Raw genomic sequence first — 17,764 nt, 5'->3', positions numbered from 1 at the left:
TTCACACAAGAAGGCCGGCTTTTATCTGCCTGTCCTGGCGTTTTTCTACTAGAATGAAACAAGTCCATTCTATTTCAACTGAAACATCAGGAAATTACGATGCAAATACCGGAACACAGGATCATCATAGTCGGTGGTGGCGCGGGCGGCCTGGAACTGGCTGCCAAACTTGGACGCAAGTTCGGTCCTCGACACATTTTTCTGGTAGATGCAGGCGTGTTCCATATATGGAAGCCGTCGCTGCATGAAGTGGCATCAGGTACGCTGGATATTCATCGTGAAGGGCTGTCTTATGCCATGCTGGCCAAAGACCACGGATTCACGTTCGTGCCTGGCGAAATGGACGCCATCGACCGGCAGGCCCGCAGCATTCACGTCAAAGCAGTCTATAACGAAGGGGAAGAAGTATTTGCAGCCAGAGACCTGCCGTATGACACCCTCGTGCTCGCCGTCGGCAGTCGCTCGAATTTCTTTAATACGCCGGGCGCCGAAGAATACGCTACCGCGCTGGACTCCACGGAACAGGCCGAAAAATTTCGCCTGAAATTTCTGCGTGAGCTGGTTGCCGCCGATCAGCGTAAAACAACCGACCCCGGGCACTCTCTGAATATTGCCATTGTTGGTGGCGGAGCAACCGGCGTCGAGCTGGCAGCAGAACTGCTGGAAGCAGGAAAGAATCTGGGCTTCTATGGCATCAACGAACTCAATCCTGAAGAAGATATTCACATCACGCTGCTCGAAGGCAGCCCTCGCATACTTGCGGCCCTTCCCGAAAAAACATCGGCAGCAGCCACAAAACTACTCAAGCAACGCGGCATCACCGTCAAGACATCGGTGCTGGTGGCGGCCGTACAGGAAAAAAGCCTGACCGACTCCAACGACAACCGGTATCCGGCCGACCTGACGGTATGGGCAGCAGGCATCAAGGCGCCGGCCTTTCTGACGGAACTGGGCCTGCAAACCAATAAAATCAACCAGGTTATTGCCGACAAAACCCTGCGCACCAGCGACCCGGCAATCTATGCCATGGGCGACTGTGCCCAGGTTGAATGGGAAGAGGGTCGCTATCTGCCTGCCCGGGCACAGGTGGCCCATCAGCAGGCAAACTATCTGATCGGCGAACTGTCGGCCCGCATCAACGGCACGGCAAGCAGCGGCAAGCCGTTTATGTTCAAGGATTACGGATCGCTGGTTTCCGTGGGTCATAACAAGGGTGTAGGCAGCCTGATGGGCGTGCTGACCGGCAAAAGCCTTTTTGTCGAGGGCCTGCTGGCACGCCTGATGTACATGAGCCTGCATTTGATGCATCACATGGCGATTCTGGGTATTGCCCGTACTGGTGCGGTCGCCCTGGGTCGCCTGCTGCTAAAACGCAGCACACCCAAAGTCAAGCTGCATTAACTGTTTCGCGGGGGCAGCCATAACGGCCCCCGTTTATGCCGGACGATAAGCCCGCTCCAGTATCGCGGCCGCATCTGTATAGATGGAAGCACCGAACACACCAGCGCTTTCTTCAAAACGTGCGCGTACAAACGCCTCTGCCAGCCATGCAGGTGCATGCCGATAAAGCAGTGTGGCCTGCACCAGCAGCACCAGGCGTTGCGTGATCTCGCGTGCCCTCGATTGCCGCACGTCCGCCGATGCCGACAGCCATTGTTTCAGCTGTGCCATGGCCTGTGACAGCACCGGGTCGGCGCGACAATCGTCGGCAAGGTATTCCAGCAACAGCGCCGCCCCCTCAGGGTCCCGCGAGAGCGCCCGCAAGACATCAAGGCACATCACATTGCCAGAGCCCTCCCAGATGGAATTGACGGGTGCTTCGCGCAGCAGCCGCGCCAGCGGCGCATCTTCGATGTAGCCGTTGCCGCCCCATACTTCCATGCATTCGGCAATAGCCGCGATACTGCGCTTGCAAACCCAGAACTTGGCCGCGGGCGCAACGATGCGCAAGAATGCTTTCTGTACAGGGTCATTCTGTTGTGTCACCGCATGGGCCAACGCCATGCCGAGCCATAACGCAGCCTCGCTCTCGACGGCCAGATCGCACAGCACAGACTGCATCAGCGGCTGATCTGCCAGCCGCTTGCCAAATGCCATGCGATAGCGGGTGTGATGCATGGCCTGTACCAGCCCCTGGCGCAACAGCCCCGCACTACCAAGCACGCAATCGAGCCGCGTCTGATTGACCATGCGCAAGATGGTGGGGATGCCCGCCCCCTGCTCGCCTACCCGTAGCGCCCAGGCGCCATCAAACGTCACTTCCGCGCTGGCGTTGGAACGGTTGCCCAGCTTGTTCTTCAGCCTCTGAATATGCACTGTATTCATGCTGCCATCCGGTCGCCAGCGCGGCAGATAAAAGCAGCTCAGTTGCTCCTGTTCATAGGCCAGCACCAGATGCGCATCCGACATGGGAGAGGAAAAAAACCATTTGTGCCCGTGCAGTTCATAGACCGGCTCTGAGTGACCGATGGCCACGGCACGCGTGGTATTGCTGCGCACATCAGATCCGCCCTGCCTCTCGGTCATGCCCATGCCGATCATCATGCTGCGCTTTTGGGAAACAGGGGCATTGGCCCCGTCATAATCACGACTGTACAGCAGCGGCGCCAGTTGGTCGAACAAGGGTTGATCCTGCAACGCCGCAACCGCGGCAAAAGTCATGGTGACCGGACACAGGCTGCCGGCTTCGGTTTGCGCATGCAAATAAAAAAGTGCCGCACGGCGCACATGCTGGCCATCCTGCCAGGCGGCAGAATGCACGCCCATATCGAACAGCATCGTCAGCAGTGAATGCCAGGCGGGATCGAACGTAACCACATCCTGTCGCTCGCCCGTGCGGGTATAGATGGCCGCCTGTGGTTCGTTTATATTGGCACGCTGCGCCAGTTGCAAAACGTGCTTTGAGCCCAGCCGCTCGCCATAGCTCTGGCATGCTTGTTGCGCGTCTGCAGCAGAGAAAGCATCCAGCGCCTCGCCCAGCGCCGAATCACAATTGAATAGATTATAGTCTTCGAGATCCGGAACCTGATTGTCCGTCGTAGTGAATGTCGTGGTGACCATGTGAGCCTCCGTAAGCAAGTGGATCACAATACACAGCCTGCTTGTCACTGCTGTCGCGGCCTGATACTACGGCCAGGTATTACCGCCAGGCATTACGGCGTTAGTACGGCTTGGCATTACCGTCTGGTATCGTGCCCTGTATTACGGCCTGGTACCATGGCTTGCTATCACCACTCGCTAATGTGGTCTGATATCGCGCAACAGCCAGAGATCAGGTGCAGATGCACCTGCAGATTTACTGTAGCACACCTGGCCAGCGCGGGGAATACATTAAGGTCAGCTCCCCTGCGCCAGCCTTTCAATAATGGGGCAATCAGGCCGGTTGTCTCCGTGGCAATGGTCCGCCAGATAGGCCAGCTCATCGCGTATGGAATGCAATTTGGCAATGTCTTCATCCAGCTCGTCAATATACTGGCGCGCCAGTTGCCGTACATCGGCGCTGTGTCGCGAGGTGTCCTCCCACAGGCCAATCAGGGTTTTGATGCGTTCAAGTGAAAACCCCAGTTCACGGGCCCGCCGAATGAAGGCGAGCTTGCGCTGGTCCTGGGCCGTGTATTGCCTGTAACCCCCATCGCTGCGGTTGACTGCATGAATCAAGCCGACTTTTTCATAATAGCGAATCATCTTGGCGCTCACTCCGGTGGCAGCCGACACTTCTCCGATATTCATTTCATTCTCCCTGATCATCTACATTCAGGTGGCAAAACGGCGCAGCCGCAATGCATTGGTGATCACGAACACGCTGGAAAGCGCCATGGCGCCCGCAGCAAATATGGGCGATAACAGCACCCCATTGAATGGATACAACAAACCTGCCGCGACCGGGATCAACGCCGCATTGTAGGCAAACGCCCAGAACAGGTTCTGCCGGATATTGCGCATGGTCGCCCGCGACATGGCAATCGCTTTAGACACGTGAGTCAGGTCGCCAGACATCAGCACCACATCGGCCGACTCCATCGCAATATCGGTCCCTGACCCAATGGCGATCCCAACGTCGGCAACTGCCAGTGCAGGTGCATCGTTAATGCCGTCACCGACAAAGGCGACCGGCCCGTAGGTTTGCTGCAGCCGCCTGACGGTATCGGCCTTGGCGTCGGGCATCACCTCTGCGACCACTTCATCGATATTCAACTGTCGCGCAATCGCCTGCGCCGTACGCTGGTTATCGCCACTGACCATGACCACTTTGAGCCCCTGTTCATGCAAGGCCGCAATCGCTTCAGGTGTCGTATCGCGAATACTGTCGGCAACCGTGATGACGGCAGCCAGCTTGTCGTCAATCGCAACATACAGCGGCGTCTTGCCCTCATCGGCCAGCTTGCTGGCAATTGACGAAAAGACCGCCGGATCCAGCTTGTGCTGAGTCATCAGCCGGTCCGAGCCGATCAGAATCTGTCTTGCATCTACCTGGGCACGAAGGCCAAGCCCGGTCAGGGACTCGAAATTGTGGACCGGCGCAATGGCCAGATTCTGTTTCTGTGCAGCCGCGACAATGGCGCGCGCAATGGGATGCTCGGAACGGCTTTCGGCAGCAGCCACCAGTGCCAGTACCTGGTCACGATCAAACCCTTCGGCCACGGTCAGATCGTTCAGTTCCGGATAACCCCGGGTTAGCGTGCCGGTTTTATCGACTGCAACCACGCGCACATCCATCAACGTTTGCAGCGCTTCTCCTTGTCGGAAAAGAATACCCAGTTGCGCTGCGCGGCCGGTACCCACCATGATAGAGGTAGGCGTTGCCAGGCCCATCGCGCAAGGGCAGGCAATGATCAGCACGGCGACCGCATTGACCAGGGCAAACCCAAGCGCCGGTTGCGGTCCGAATATCAGCCATATTGCAAATGTGATCAACGCAATCAGCATGACCGCCGGAACAAACCACATGGTAATGCGATCGACCATGGTCTGGATCGGCAGTTTTGCGCCCTGCGCCTGTTCAACCATGCGGATAATCTGCGACAGCACGGTGTCGGCACCGACACCAGTGGCGCGCAAACTCAAGGCGCCATTCTGATTCACCGTGCCCGCCACAACCGTTGCGCCGGCTGTTTTTTCAACCGGCATCGGCTCGCCACTGATCATGGATTCGTCTACAAAACTATTGCCGTCTGTCACTTGTCCGTCTACAGGAATACGCTCGCCGGGACGCAGTTGGATCAGATCGCCCACCATCACCTGTTCGATGGCGATTTCACTCACCTGCTCGCCGCGCTGTACCCGGGCCGTTTTTGCCCGCAACCCGGCCAGCCTTTTGATGGCCTCCGATGTATTGCCCTTGGCCCTTGCCTCAAGATAACGCCCAAGCAGCACCAGCGCGACAATCACCGCCGCCGCTTCGTAGTAGACATTCACGGTGCCGCTTGGCAGCCAGGCAGGAACGAACGTGGCCACCACCGAATACAGATAGGCAGCGCTCGTGCCAACGGCGACCAGAGAATTCATGTCGGGCGTCAAGCGCAGCAGAGCTGGTATCCCTTTGACGAAGAAACGACGTCCCGGGCCCGCCAGAACAGCGCTGGTCAGGATGAACTGCAGATACCAGCTGTTCTGCGTACCAATGGTTTCTGCCACAAAATGATGGAATGCCGGTATTGCGTGGGCACCCATTTCAAGAATAAACACCGGCAGTGCCAGTAGCACCGCCAACAGCAGATCGCGCTTGAGCCCAAGCCTGTCGGCTTCGCGCCGGGATGCCTCGGTATCGCTGCTTTGCTGGGGATTGCTGACCACCTGCGCCTCGTAGCCGGCACGCACCACGGCCTGGGTCAGCAACGTGCTGTCCAGGTCCAGCGGCGCACGCACTTGCGCCCTTTCGGTCGCCAGGTTGACACTGGCTGACTGTACGCCCTGTACGGAGGACAGGGCGTTCTCAACATGCCGTACGCAGGAAGCGCAGGTCATGCCGGCCACCGACAATTCTATCAGCCGACTTTCTTTATCTGCCCTGGGGGCAGGCTGGCCCACCACACTGCGCGATAGGGTTGTAGAGTTCATGATTTGCGTCCTTTCGAAGAAAAACCGCCGCTTTTGGTGCATTCAGGCCGATAGTGGCATCGACCAGGCCAGCGCGGCACGGGTCTGTCAACGCGGTCGGCCACACAAGGATGACGGCGCAAACAGTTTATATTCTTCAATGTAAAGCTTACCATGATGAGAAGGTCAAGCGCCTGATGATCATGTCGGTCCCAGGGTCAAATCCAGTACCAGCGCAGTCTGAGCAGACAATCATCACGTCCATATGGCGCCGGCCCGGCAATATGGGTAAACTGACGCCTTCCCTACTTTTACCGGACCTCACCGCCATGGATCTGCCTAATCACCAACTTACCATGACAGTATTGATGACACCTGACATGGCCAATTTCTCGGGCAATGTCCACGGCGGTACCATTCTGAAGCTGCTTGACCAGGCCGCGTATGCCTGTGCCAGCCGGTATGCCGGCCGCTATGTCGTCACGCTGTCAGTCGATCAGGTCATGTTCCGCCAGCCTATCCACGTTGGGGAACTGGTCACTTTTCTGGCTTCAGTGAACTATACTGGCAACACCTCAATGGAAATCGGCATCAAGGTGGTGACCGAAAATATTCGCAGCAAGCAGATTCGCCACGCCAATAGCTGTTTTTTTACCATGGTCGCCGTTGATGACAACGGCAATCCCGTGCAGATTCCGGCGCTGACCCCCGACAATGACCTGGATCGTTGTCGTTATGAAGCGGCAAAAATGCGGCGTTCGCTGCGCCAGGAACTCGAAGCGCGCTATGGGGAAATCCGGGCTACCGCCGGCGCCTGATAAAATAATGAAATATATCAACAATTTAGCTTGACACGCTCAGAAAGCACTGCTAATATAGCAGGCTACCATGACGTATTTGTATTGGTAATTTGAACAGTAGTATTTGAACAGAAGCATTTTTTGCAAATTATTTTTGGCAATCATTCTGTTACTCGTCATTTGAAATATCAGTCGTTTGAAATTCTGGCGGCCTGCAAACAATAACCCGCGTATAAAAAAACCGGGCATAACTCAGCAGGCCGGAACCCCCACCGGTACCGCAATTTCACTAGCGACATTCACGCGACCCGTAATCCTGATGCCAGATTCATACTGAATAATTATTCTTACTAAGTTTGCGGGTCTTTCTCACGACACCGCAACGCGAGACAGAACTCCATATCGTCATTGTTAAATTGCTTGTGTCATCGGCCTCGCCATACCAATTGCGGCTGCCGCCACATGCACACCCTTAACAAATTGATGCGCCTGCATTCTCATACTTACAACGAAACGCCGGCGCAATCATGATTCTGCAATAAATTTCGGCTACGCTATGCATAGCTGAACCGGATTGTCTCCGGCGCAGAAAATTAAAAACAATAATCTCATAATAAAGGAAACTACAATGAAATTACTAACACGCTTCCGCCAGGAATTTGGCACACAGAACAATAACAACAATCAGCAACACCCTGCTGTCAACACACCGGTTAAACCCACCGGCTTTAAGCTGGGTATGGCAATGAACCAGTCGCAATTTCGCATGCACTCTGAAAAATAATCTCTGCGGCTGCCGCCCAACACGGCGCCAGCAGTTGATCTGAAACTCAAAACCCGCTTCCGGTAATAAAACCGGACAGCGGGTTTTTTTAAGAACTGCCGTCTTTACGGCAACAAGACTTATTTAACCGCGTACAGGTACAGCTCTACGCGACGGTTCTGGGCCCGGCCCTGCGCGGTCGCATTGTCTGCGATCGGATCGTTGGGACCACGACCTTCAATGCTCATGCGGCTGGTATTGACGCCTTTGCCACCCAGATAATTGACCACGCTTTGCGCGCGATTCACAGAAAGCTGTTGATTGAATGCCATTTTGCCGGTGCTGTCGGTATGGCCGACAGATTTAAGACGCAGTTGCTGGCTTTCATTCATTGATTGGGCCAGGGCATCAAGCACAGGGAACAGCGCAGGTTTCAGATCGTACTTCGCCGTATCGAAGGTTGCCCCTTCAGGAATATTAACTTTGAGGCTGCCGTCGGGCATTTTGGTGGTGGAAATGCCCAGCTCTTTGCCGCCGGCGTCATTTACGCGACCTACGATGCGGTCCCAGTTATAGCCAACAATGGCGCCACCGATAGCACCAATACCGGCGCCGATACCCGCGCTTTTGGAAGAATCCCCTATCAGCGCGCCCAGACCGGCACCCAATGCTGCGCCAACGCCAGTGCCTGCTGCCGTATTGCCGCCTTGCGTAGCACATCCGGCCAGCATTGCGCCAGCTACCAGCACTGCCGCGATTCGAGTTTGACGAATAATCATTGACTTCTCCTTGTTGGATTTGTTTGCTGTACTAAAAAATCTGAATAACCAGGTTGAAAATCAGCCACACCACATATCCTGCGCCACATTCAGAGCGGACCGCAGCCCGGGCGAATTCTGTCCAAGGACAGCCGCGATTATCACGATCTGCCCCTGAAGCGGGGCTGAAAAACCGTAACAACCTTGATGGTGTCAATACAATAACCGAGCAATCGCCAAAGCGCAAGTAATCATCAGAGCGTTGTTATATCCGGGCAAACCCCTTGACGCAGCAGCATTACCAGCTTGCAATCGGGTTGGGTGGCCAGGCGAAATGTGATCTGTTCGAATTGCCGGATACCCAATTGCGGGTGATTAAATTCCCTTAAGCCGCCTTCGCGCTCGACAACCACCTGGCGCGCCCACCAATGGCTGAACACAGAACTGCCGGCCAGCAGATCATCAATCAGGCTGGAGGTCTCCCCGTCATCCAGATAAGCGCCGATATCTGCGCGAAACTCCGCTACCACCCGATTGGCGCGCGTTTCCCAGTCCACGACAATGTCTGGCGCCTGTGCATCCAGGAAAATAAAACGTAATAGATTGGGCTGCGCCTGTGCACTCATCCATCCGGCAAACACCTGATCCAGCGCAGCGTTAAAAGCCAACACGTCCCAGTGCCGGTCCAGAATGTACGCTGGCGCATTGATACTATCGACGCAGGCCTGCAGCGAAGCCGTCGGTGCCGAGACAACAGCGCTGTCGTGATCCGGATCACTGACATCGGCCAGTTCAAACAGATAGGCACGCTCTGCCCTGGTCATTTGCAATACGGTAGCCAGCCGCGCCCATACGGTGGCCGACACAGACACATCGCGCCCCTGTTCAATCCAGGTGTACCAGGTAACGCTAATGTCACAAAGCTGGGCCACTTCTTCGCGCCGCAGGCCTGGGGTGCGGCGACGCTGTCCACCGGCAATACCAGCCTGTTGCGGAGTTACGCGATCACGAACGCTGCGTACAAATGCACCCAGTGCCTGCTTGCGAAATGCTCCGTGTTTGTCGGCCATACCACTCCTGCCCGGTGATGCGTTCAGCGCTACGCTTACCCAAGTACGCTCATGAGCGAACGACGTACCTCTTCTTCAGACAGACCACTGCGCGCAATATAGTCCTGCAACTGATCCTGGCCTATCGTCCCCACATTGAAATAGCTCGAATCCGGATGGCTCAGATAAAAACCGGACACACTGGATGCCGGGAACATGGCCATGCCATCGGTCAGATACATGCCAATGTCTTCGGTCTGCAAGACGTTGAACATATCCACTTTCACACGATGCTCGGGGCAGGCGGGATAGCCTGGCGCAGGACGGATGCCCTGATATTTTTCATCAATGAGCGCCTGACTATCCAGGCTCTCATCGGCGACATAACCCCATAGATCGCGACGCACCCGGGCATGCATGCATTCGGCAAAACCTTCGGCAAACCGGTCGGCCAGGGCCTTGAGCAGAATCGACGAGTAGTCATCCATATCCGCTTCAAAGCGTTGCTCGTGCTTCTCAATGCCAATACCGCCGGTAACGGCAAACAGACCGATATAATCATTCACCCCAGTTTCCTTGGGCGCGATGTAGTCGGCCAGGCACTTGTTGGCCACGCCTTCACGTTTGGCATTTTGTTGCCGCAAGTTGCGCCAGGTGAACAGCACCTTTTCACGCGATTCATCGGCATAAACTTCGATATCTTCATGGTTAACGCTATTGGCGGGGTAAAACGCAATAACACCGCCCGCACTCAGCCAACGCTGCTCCACCACTTTTTTGAGCATCGCCTGCGCATCCTCGAACAGTTTACGTGCCTGCTCTCCCACCACCTTGTCATCCAGAATCTTCGGATACTGACCGAACAGACTCCAGGTCTGGAAAAACGGCGTCCAGTCGATGAACGGCACAATTTGCGCCAGATCGAAATTTTTGAATTCACGACGACCCAGGAACTTCGGACGTGGCGGCGTGTAGTTGCTCCAGTCGATGGCCGGTGCGCCCTTGCGGGCCTCGTCCAGCGGAATGATTGGCGTGGCTTTGCGATTGGCATGACGCTCGCGCACCAGTTCATATTCTTCGCGCACCTGCGCAAGATAATTCTCGACCTGATCCGAGACCAGGTTGGTCGCCACGCCCACCGAACGGCTGGCATCAGGAACATAAATGACCGGACCGTCATAGTGCGGCGCGATCTTGACTGCCGTGTGTACGCGGCTGGTGGTCGCCCCGCCGATCAACAATGGAATCTTGTTGTCACGGAAATAAGGATCGCGCTGCATCTCGGATGCCACATACGCCATCTCTTCCAGGCTCGGCGTGATCAGGCCGGACAGCCCCACAATATCGGCCTTTTCCTCTTTGGCCTTGGCAAGGATCTGCGCGCACGGCACCATGACCCCCATATTGACGACCTCGAAGTTATTACATTGCAACACCACGGTGACGATATTTTTACCGATATCATGCACGTCGCCTTTTACCGTTGCAATGACAACCTTGCCTTTGGCACGAACATCGCCACCGGCCGCTTCGATCTGGCGTTTTTCCTCTTCAATGAAGGGAATAAGGTGCGCCACTGCATGCTTCATGACCCGGGCAGACTTGACCACCTGGGGCAGGAACATCTTGCCCGCGCCAAACAGATCACCCACCACGTTCATGCCGTCCATCAACGGCCCTTCAATCACCTCGATGGGACGCCCGCCGCGATCGGCGATCTTTTGTCGCACTTCTTCGGTATCTTCAACAATGAACTGGGTGATCCCGTGCACCAAGGCGTGCGACAGGCGTTTTTCCACTTCCTGTTCGCGCCAGGTCAGATCGGCCTCTTTTTTCGTTCCGCTACCTTTGACTTCATCGGCGTACTCCACCAGCCGCTCGGTTGGCGTGCGCTCGTCGGCACTATCGGTTTTGCCCACCGGCTCCTGTCGATCCAGTATTACATCCTCGACCAGGTCGCGCGTCTTCGGATCCATATCCGCGTACACACCCAGCATGCCGGCGTTCACAATCCCCATGGTCATGCCTTCCTGAATGGCGTAATACAGGAATACGGTATGAATCGCTTCGCGCATGGCCTCGTTGCCACGGAACGAAAAGCTTACGTTGGAGACACCGCCGGAGATCCGCGCGTGCGGCAGATTGTCATGAATCCAGCGGGTGCCTTCGATAAAGTCAACGGCGTAATGATTGTGTTCCTCTATTCCGGTGGCCACTGCAAACACATTGGGGTCGAAAATAATATCTTCCGGCGGGAAATCCAGTTCATCCACCAGCAAATGATAGGCCTTGCCACAAATATCTTTGCGACGCTGCAGCGTATCGGCCTGGCCGTCTTCGTCAAACGCCATGACGACCACGGCCGCACCGTATTTACGGCACAGGCGGGCATGCGCCAGAAACGGCTCCACGCCTTCCTTCATGGAAATCGAGTTGACGATCGGCTTGCCCTGCACACACTTGAGGCCCTCTTCAATCACTTCCCACTTGGAACTGTCGATCATGATGGGTACCCGGGCAATGTCGGGTTCGGAAGCGATCAGATTCAGAAAGCGGCGCATATTCGCTTTCGAATCGAGCATGGCCTCATCCATATTGATGTCGATGATCTGTGCGCCGTTTTCTACCTGCTGGCGCGCCACTGTCAGCGCTTCATCGAATTTTTCTTCGCGGATCAGGCGCAGGAACATCTTGCTGCCGGTCACGTTGGTGCGTTCGCCCACGTTCACAAACAGCGATTCATCATCAATATTGAGGGCTTCCAGGCCAGACAGGCGGGTCTTGACTGGCACATCGGGCACCGTGCGTGCCGGCAGCTGCTGCACCTTGCGAACAATGGCGGCAATATGCTCGGGCGTCGTACCGCAACAGCCGCCAACCATATTTACGAAACCAGCGTTTGCAAACTCCTCCAGCAAACTCGAGGTATCGTCCGGCGTTTCATCGAATCCGGTGTCGCTCATGGGATTGGGCAGACCGGCGTTGGGATACACGCAAAGCCAGGTATCACAGATCTTGGATAGTTCGGCAATATATGGGCGCATCAGGGCGGCACCCAGGGCACAGTTCAGGCCAATGGTAACCGGTCGGGCATGCCGCACCGAGTTCCAGAAGGCTTCCACCGTCTGGCCCGACAGAATACGTCCGGACGCATCAGTTACCGTACCGGAAATCATCACCGGCAAACGGATCCCGCGCTGCTCAAACACCGTTTCCACCGCAAAAATCGCAGCCTTGGCGTTCAGCGTATCGAAAATGGTCTCGATCAGCACAATATCAATGCCACCATCGAGCAGACCGGCAAGCTGTTCTTCATAGGCCGCCTGCAATTGTTCGAAGGTAATATTGCGCGCCCCCGGATCGTTCACGTCCGGTGAAATGGAGGCCGTCTTCGGTTGCGGGCCGAGGGCGCCGGCGACAAAACGCGGACGATCGGGCGTACTGTAGGCATCACAGGCCGTGCGCGCAAGCCGGGCCGATTGCAGATTCAGTTCGTAGGCCAGGCCGAGCAGATCGTAATCGCCCTGGGCTACCGAGGTTGCGCCAAAGGTGTTGGTTTCAATAACATCAGCCCCGGCCTGCAGATACTGCTCATGGATTTGGCTGATGACATCGGGACGCACCAGCGAGAGCAGCTCATTATTGCCTTTGACGTCCTGGTGATGTTCAGCGAAACGCTCGCCACGAAAATCGGCCTCGGTCAGCTTATAGCGCTGAATCATGGTTCCCATGGCCCCATCCAGCACCAGGATCCGCCCCTTTTGCAGTTCCTGCACAAAACGGGCACCAGAGGTATAGGAGTCAACGGGATAAGGCAGGGCAGGATAAGACACGTTCAGGCTCGATCTAATTAGTTGAATTTAATACAAAATTGTAGCGGATTTGCAACCGTTGCACCGGCAAACCCCTGCAAACGGCAGGCAAATAGCAGCTGCAGGCCGTCCAAATGGCCTGACAACTGTCATGATCTGTACCAATCAATTACAATCGCGCATTCAGGGTGCATTCACCGTGCAGTGCATGGAGTGAATGGTAAACGGGAAACAGAACACGCCATATGGCGTGCCAACCTGTGCTGCCCCCGCAACGGTAATCAGGCCTTCGGCCTGCAGCCCGACATCGGCCCTGAAACTGCCGCTGCTCTGTTTATCCAGACAGCATTTATTCGAACCTGATGTGCGGGGTCGCGCATCTTTACCGGTATACCCATATGAAGTTCTCCCTTACCCCCATGGCGCTTGCCCTGGCGGTTCTGCCTGCAGCCGTCGTGGCGCAAACCTCCACAGCCGTCTCCCCTGACGCCTCGGTCACCCGTCTTGAAACCATTGTTGCCACGCCTGCACGCGCCAACCAGGCGCTTTCCGACGTGTACGGCGATGTCAGCGTCATCACAAGCGAAACGTTGCGCAATGCAGGCGCCACATCCCTGACCGAACTGCTTGCCCGCCAGCCGCAAATTCAAACCTATCAACTCGGTGGCCCGCAAACGCTGTCCGGGCTGTTCGTGCGTGGCGCCGGCCCCCAGCAGACGCTGGTGATGGTTGATGGCCAGCGCATCAATGACCCGGCAACCGGCAGTACCTACCTGAGCGCCATGGATCCTGCCACCATCGAACGTGTAGAAATTGTGCGCGGAGCAGCCAGCAGCCTGTATGGTTCTGATGCCATGGGCGGGGTCATCAATATTATTACGCGCAGCGATGGCCAGGACAAACCACTAAGCGTGTTCGGCAACATTGGCGTGGGTACCCATAGCCTGTTCAAAGCCAGCGTGGGTGTCTCCGGCGCCAGCAACGGCTGGGACTATCGCCTGGCAGGCAGCTATGCCAGCAGCGATGGCTTTAATGCCACCCGTGAAAAACTGGGCGCAATAACCTACAACCGGGATCGGGACGGCTACGAGCAGGCCTCGTTATCCGGTGCACTGGGCTACACCTGGAAACCTGGCAACCGCCTGGGTATTTCTTTCTATAACGGCTACACCCATGGCGACTTCGATAGCGGCGCCTACGACACCAATACCTTTGGCATCATGCGCCAGCAATCGGTCGCCGTTACCAGCAATAACCAGTTGACCGACTGGTGGGAAAGCGTGCTGCAGGTCAGCGTCAACCGCAATCTGTATGACTCGCGCGCCTCATATGGCGACTCAGTGCTTGGCAGCATACAGCGCACCTACTCCTGGCAGAACAATTTCTCCCTCAACCGTCAGAACAAGCTGTCACTGGTGCTGGAGCGCAAAGACGAAAGCATCTTTGGCACCACCACCTACGAACAGGACAAGCGTCATACCAATGCCGTCGGGCTGATTTACCGTGGCGACTTTAATCGTCATCACATCCAGGCCAGCCTGCGCAACGACAATGTCTCCGGCTATAACAGCAAAACAACCGGTAGCCTGGGCTACGATTTCGATATCACGCCAGAATGGTCCGTCGGGCTGGCGGGCAATACCGGCTATCGCGTGCCCACCTTTGCCGATCTGTACACCCCGCTGAGCTTTGGCTATCAGGGTAATCCAAATCTGAAACCGGAAACCTCACGCAACATTGAATTGCGCACCGCGTGGCGAACAGAGTCCAGCTCGTTGTCGATCAACGCCTGGCAGACCCGGTATCGCGATCTGATCAATGGCTACGTCTGTGACGAGACATTCAACTGCACCGCCGAAAACGTCGACAGGGCCACGGTTCGCGGCATTTCCGTCAATGCCGAACACCGTTTTGACAATACGCGCATCTACGCCGGCGCAGATTTCATGAACCCGAAAGATGATGAAAGCGGCAAACGGCTGATCCGTCGTGCCAAACAAGTCTATCGAATCGGGGCGAGCCATACTTTCGGACAGGCGACAGTGGGTGCAGACTTCACCCACACCAGCGCACGCTATGACGACAAGCAAAATACAGAGGCCAAACGGCTGGGCAGCTATGGCGTGCTGAACCTGCATGCCAGCTACGCCTTCAGCAAGAACCTGGAAGCCCAGGTGTACTGGAACAACGCGTTGAACAAGAAATATGAGACTTCATATGGCTATAACTCCGCCGGTTCCAATGTCTTTCTGAATCTTGCATTCCGGATGTAAACCATGCCCTGCCGCAAGCACCCCTCTTTTCTGTCCATGACAGTTGCAATAAAAGGAACAATGCTTGCGGCACTCTCATGCTCGTTCGTGCTTGCAGCGCCTGCGATAAAGGCAACAGAAAAAAAAGCCGTCAGCTTATCGCCACACCTGACAGAACTTGTCTATGCTGCGGGTGCCGGCGACCATTTGCTGGGCGTGTCCGAACACAGCAACTACCCGCCCGCTGTCGGCACCTTGCCGAAAGTGGGTAGTGGCGTTACCCCCAACGTAGAACGGATCGCGCTTCTTGGGCCGGATATGATTCTGGCCTGGGGTTATAAGAATAGCAAGGACCTGTACCCGGCCCTGCGCAAACTGAATATACCCGTGCATTATCAGGCGCCTGCGAGCCTGGATCGTATCATTGACGATATTGGGGAACTGGGCGCGCTGTTCGGCACCCAGGCCGCTGCCGACGCCACTGCGCGGGAACTGCGGGAAATCCTGAGATCCACGCGCCAGCGCTACCAAAACGCGGCGAAGATCAAAACCTTCATTCTGGTCAGCCAGGAGCCGCTCTATACGCTGGGCGCGGGTTCATTCGTTATTGATGCCCTGCACGCCTGCGGCGCCGAATCGGCCTTTGCAACCTTGTCAGCGCCTGCGCCGATTGTCAGCAAGGAACAACTGCTATTTGCGCAGCCGCAGGCGGTGCTCTTTGGCGCAAAAAACATCAGCAGGCAAAGCAACATCCTTGGCCGCTATTTTTCTTCAATGGGCTTGCCGCTACAGCCCGATCAACTGTTGGGCATGGATCCGGATATTGTCTTTCGCCCTGCCGAAAGGCTGATCCGCAAACTGCCCGAGTTGTGCGGCGATATTGACCGGATCAGGCGACGCCTTGCTCCAGCTGCTTCTGAATCGCCTTTGCCGCCACCACGCCATCTGCCATCGATGTCACCACGCAAGGATGCTGCCGGTGCGTGACTTCGCCAATCGCGTAAATGCCCGGCAGATTGGTTTGCGTCGTTTTAAAATCGGTACGCACATAACCGAGTTCATCACAATCGAGCCCAAGATCCTGCATGCCCTGCAAGCGGGCGCGAAAACCGTAAAGCACCAGCACAGCATCGTAGGTTCGGTCATTAACCTGACGGGTGGCCGGGTCAAAGGTGTAGGCGCCGGTGGTGATGTCCGATTCATTGAGAAACTTCATCCAGTGGCGCTGGCACCGTAGCGTACGCGCATAGATATGCACAGACTTGGCGCCTCGTTCTTTCAGAAACAGGGCGTTTTCAAAGGCATTATCGCCCCCGCCCAGAATGGCCACATCCTTGAGGGCAAATTCATAATTGGCCACATGCTTGCCGGGGCCAACAAGAACGTCATCATAGTGCTCACGCTCCCACTCCGGCGGCTTCCTGGGCTCTACCCCACTTGCAATAACGACAAAGCGTGCGAGCAACGGCAGGTCTGCACCGAAGTACACCTTGAAATGCGCCTGGCCGCCCTGGCCCGCCTGCTCGCGTTCGATACGGGTAACGTGTGAATTGAGCAGCACCGGCACGCGGGCGCTATCCAGGCTCAGTTTGATTCTGGCGGCCACCTCTTCGCCGGTCAATCCGGGCGCCGTCACATTCCAGGTATCCTCGAACGGATTGCTGGCGCTTAAACCGCCGGCGCGTCCGTTGGACTCGATAATCAGGGGAGAAAACCCCATATGGGCCAGCCACACCGCACAGGACGCACCCGCCGGGCCTGCGCCAATCACAATGGCATCATAGACAGCCTGCTGCATTTTTAGGAAAAATCCTCGTTTAATCATGAATTTATCTAAACAAAGCGTATTGTACCCCCGGCTGCTACCCTAAAACACTACAATAGCATCCTGAATAAAAACCGGACTTTTCCGGTGCCTCTTTGACCGATTTCACATGACCACTCGCCGTATTTTTTTCACCCGGCTCGCGCTGGATGCCCGCATTGGCATCCTGGAGCACGAACTGCGCGCCACCCAACCCCTGCATATTGATGCCGATATCGACATGCAAGTTAACCAGCAGGTCAATGATCATGATATTCGCAGCGTGCTGGACTACCGCAAGCTGCGCGAAGCGATTATTGAAGAATGCACGCGCGCGCATGTTCATCTGGTGGAAACGCTGGGCGACATGGTTATACAGCGCATTTTGAATGATTTTCCCGAGGTTTTCCGCGTACGCCTGCGTATCGGCAAGCCCCTGGCTTTCTCCGATTGCGCCGCCGTTGGCATTGAAGTTGAAGCGACCCGCTAG

At 56.0% G+C, this 17,764-nt stretch carries 13 protein-coding genes and 1 riboswitch; of the genes, 6 read left to right on the top strand and 7 right to left on the bottom strand.

All coding sequences use genetic code 11. The features are described 5' to 3' along the window. Positions 1–99 precede the first annotated feature (99 nt). Positions 100–1,401, top strand: coding sequence for an NAD(P)/FAD-dependent oxidoreductase (locus tag EV681_RS13520; RefSeq protein WP_130304288.1), 1,302 nt, complete (start codon positions 100–102; stop codon positions 1,399–1,401). 33 nt (positions 1,402–1,434) lie between these two features. On the opposite strand, the gene EV681_RS13515 is transcribed toward EV681_RS13520, so the two are convergent. The 3 genes from EV681_RS13515 to EV681_RS13505 form a co-directional block, all read right to left on the bottom strand. After that, positions 1,435–3,060 carry an acyl-CoA dehydrogenase family protein gene (locus EV681_RS13515; protein WP_130304287.1) on the bottom strand — a complete coding sequence of 542 codons (1,626 nt, stop codon included), beginning with the start codon at positions 3,058–3,060 and terminating at the stop codon, positions 1,435–1,437. A gap of 276 nt (positions 3,061–3,336) precedes the next feature. Continuing rightward, complete coding sequence (gene cueR / locus EV681_RS13510; protein WP_128392983.1) at positions 3,337–3,729, bottom strand: Cu(I)-responsive transcriptional regulator; 393 nt, start codon at positions 3,727–3,729, stop codon at positions 3,337–3,339. A gap of 24 nt (positions 3,730–3,753) precedes the next feature. Next, positions 3,754–6,057 (bottom strand): heavy metal translocating P-type ATPase, encoded by a 2,304-nt coding sequence (locus tag EV681_RS13505; protein WP_207227070.1) that lies wholly within the window; start codon positions 6,055–6,057, stop codon positions 3,754–3,756. Between the two features lie 308 nt (positions 6,058–6,365). Between EV681_RS13505 and EV681_RS13500 the strand changes: the two genes are divergently transcribed. Together EV681_RS13500 and EV681_RS22550 are read left to right on the top strand one after the other, a co-directional pair. Continuing rightward, the gene (locus EV681_RS13500; RefSeq protein ID WP_130304285.1) at positions 6,366–6,854 is read left to right on the top strand and encodes an acyl-CoA thioesterase; all 489 of its coding nucleotides are present in this window, start codon (positions 6,366–6,368) and stop codon (positions 6,852–6,854) included. 610 nt (positions 6,855–7,464) lie between these two features. Beyond that, positions 7,465–7,620 carry a hypothetical protein gene (locus tag EV681_RS22550; protein WP_165393047.1) on the top strand — a complete coding sequence of 52 codons (156 nt, stop codon included), beginning with the start codon at positions 7,465–7,467 and terminating at the stop codon, positions 7,618–7,620. Between the two features lie 119 nt (positions 7,621–7,739). Here EV681_RS22550 and EV681_RS13495 read toward each other — a convergent pair whose 3' ends face one another. From EV681_RS13495 to metH, 3 genes are all read right to left on the bottom strand, one after another. Beyond that, entirely contained in the window at positions 7,740–8,378 is a 639-nt protein-coding gene (locus tag EV681_RS13495; RefSeq protein WP_128392986.1) for a YiaD family glycine zipper/OmpA-like lipoprotein, read from the bottom strand. 233 nt (positions 8,379–8,611) lie between these two features. After that, the gene (locus EV681_RS13490) at positions 8,612–9,427 is read right to left on the bottom strand and encodes a helix-turn-helix transcriptional regulator (protein ID WP_128392987.1); all 816 of its coding nucleotides are present in this window, start codon (positions 9,425–9,427) and stop codon (positions 8,612–8,614) included. Between the two features lie 35 nt (positions 9,428–9,462). Then, the gene (gene metH / locus EV681_RS13485; RefSeq protein WP_130304284.1) at positions 9,463–13,239 is read right to left on the bottom strand and encodes a methionine synthase; all 3,777 of its coding nucleotides are present in this window, start codon (positions 13,237–13,239) and stop codon (positions 9,463–9,465) included. Between the two features lie 148 nt (positions 13,240–13,387). Next, positions 13,388–13,548: riboswitch (cobalamin riboswitch) on the top strand. A gap of 68 nt (positions 13,549–13,616) precedes the next feature. Here metH and EV681_RS13480 point away from each other — a divergent pair. Together EV681_RS13480 and EV681_RS13475 are read left to right on the top strand one after the other, a co-directional pair. Continuing rightward, positions 13,617–15,491, top strand: coding sequence for a TonB-dependent receptor domain-containing protein (locus tag EV681_RS13480; protein WP_130304283.1), 1,875 nt, complete (start codon positions 13,617–13,619; stop codon positions 15,489–15,491). 3 nt (positions 15,492–15,494) lie between these two features. Further along, complete coding sequence (locus EV681_RS13475) at positions 15,495–16,457, top strand: helical backbone metal receptor (protein WP_130304282.1); 963 nt, start codon at positions 15,495–15,497, stop codon at positions 16,455–16,457. Here EV681_RS13475 and EV681_RS13470 read toward each other — a convergent pair. Continuing rightward, positions 16,360–17,295 carry an NAD(P)/FAD-dependent oxidoreductase gene (locus EV681_RS13470; RefSeq protein WP_242612253.1) on the bottom strand — a complete coding sequence of 312 codons (936 nt, stop codon included), beginning with the start codon at positions 17,293–17,295 and terminating at the stop codon, positions 16,360–16,362. The two genes, EV681_RS13475 and EV681_RS13470, sit on opposite strands and share 98 nt — an antisense overlap. Before the next feature lie 109 nt (positions 17,296–17,404). On the opposite strand from EV681_RS13470, the gene folB reads away from it, so the two are divergent. Next, positions 17,405–17,764: a dihydroneopterin aldolase gene (folB, locus tag EV681_RS13465; protein WP_128392991.1), complete on the top strand. Its 360-nt coding sequence runs from the start codon at positions 17,405–17,407 to the stop codon at positions 17,762–17,764.

It is taken from the genome of Advenella incenata, assembly GCF_004217095.1.
GTDB lineage: Bacteria > Pseudomonadota > Gammaproteobacteria > Burkholderiales > Burkholderiaceae_B > Advenella > Advenella incenata.
This window is presented reverse-complemented; position numbering and strand designations above follow the sequence as displayed.

Bases quoted from the DNA above. Each gene is read 5' to 3' on its own strand.
- EV681_RS13500 (WP_130304285.1), top strand. From the start codon at position 6,366: ATGGATCTGCCTAATCACCAACTTACCATGACAGTATTGATGACACCT.
- EV681_RS13495 (WP_128392986.1), bottom strand. From the start codon at position 8,378: ATGATTATTCGTCAAACTCGAATCGCGGCAGTGCTGGTAGCTGGCGCA.
- EV681_RS13515 (WP_130304287.1), bottom strand. From the start codon at position 3,060: ATGGTCACCACGACATTCACTACGACGGACAATCAGGTTCCGGATCTC.
- EV681_RS13490 (WP_128392987.1), bottom strand. From the start codon at position 9,427: ATGGCCGACAAACACGGAGCATTTCGCAAGCAGGCACTGGGTGCATTT.
- EV681_RS13520 (WP_130304288.1), top strand. From the start codon at position 100: ATGCAAATACCGGAACACAGGATCATCATAGTCGGTGGTGGCGCGGGC.
- EV681_RS22550 (WP_165393047.1), top strand. From the start codon at position 7,465: ATGAAATTACTAACACGCTTCCGCCAGGAATTTGGCACACAGAACAAT.
- EV681_RS13475 (WP_130304282.1), top strand. From the start codon at position 15,495: ATGCCCTGCCGCAAGCACCCCTCTTTTCTGTCCATGACAGTTGCAATA.
- EV681_RS13505 (WP_207227070.1), bottom strand. From the start codon at position 6,057: ATGAACTCTACAACCCTATCGCGCAGTGTGGTGGGCCAGCCTGCCCCC.
- folB (WP_128392991.1), top strand. From the start codon at position 17,405: ATGACCACTCGCCGTATTTTTTTCACCCGGCTCGCGCTGGATGCCCGC.
- EV681_RS13480 (WP_130304283.1), top strand. From the start codon at position 13,617: ATGAAGTTCTCCCTTACCCCCATGGCGCTTGCCCTGGCGGTTCTGCCT.
- EV681_RS13470 (WP_242612253.1), bottom strand. From the start codon at position 17,295: ATGATTAAACGAGGATTTTTCCTAAAAATGCAGCAGGCTGTCTATGAT.
- cueR (WP_128392983.1), bottom strand. From the start codon at position 3,729: ATGAATATCGGAGAAGTGTCGGCTGCCACCGGAGTGAGCGCCAAGATG.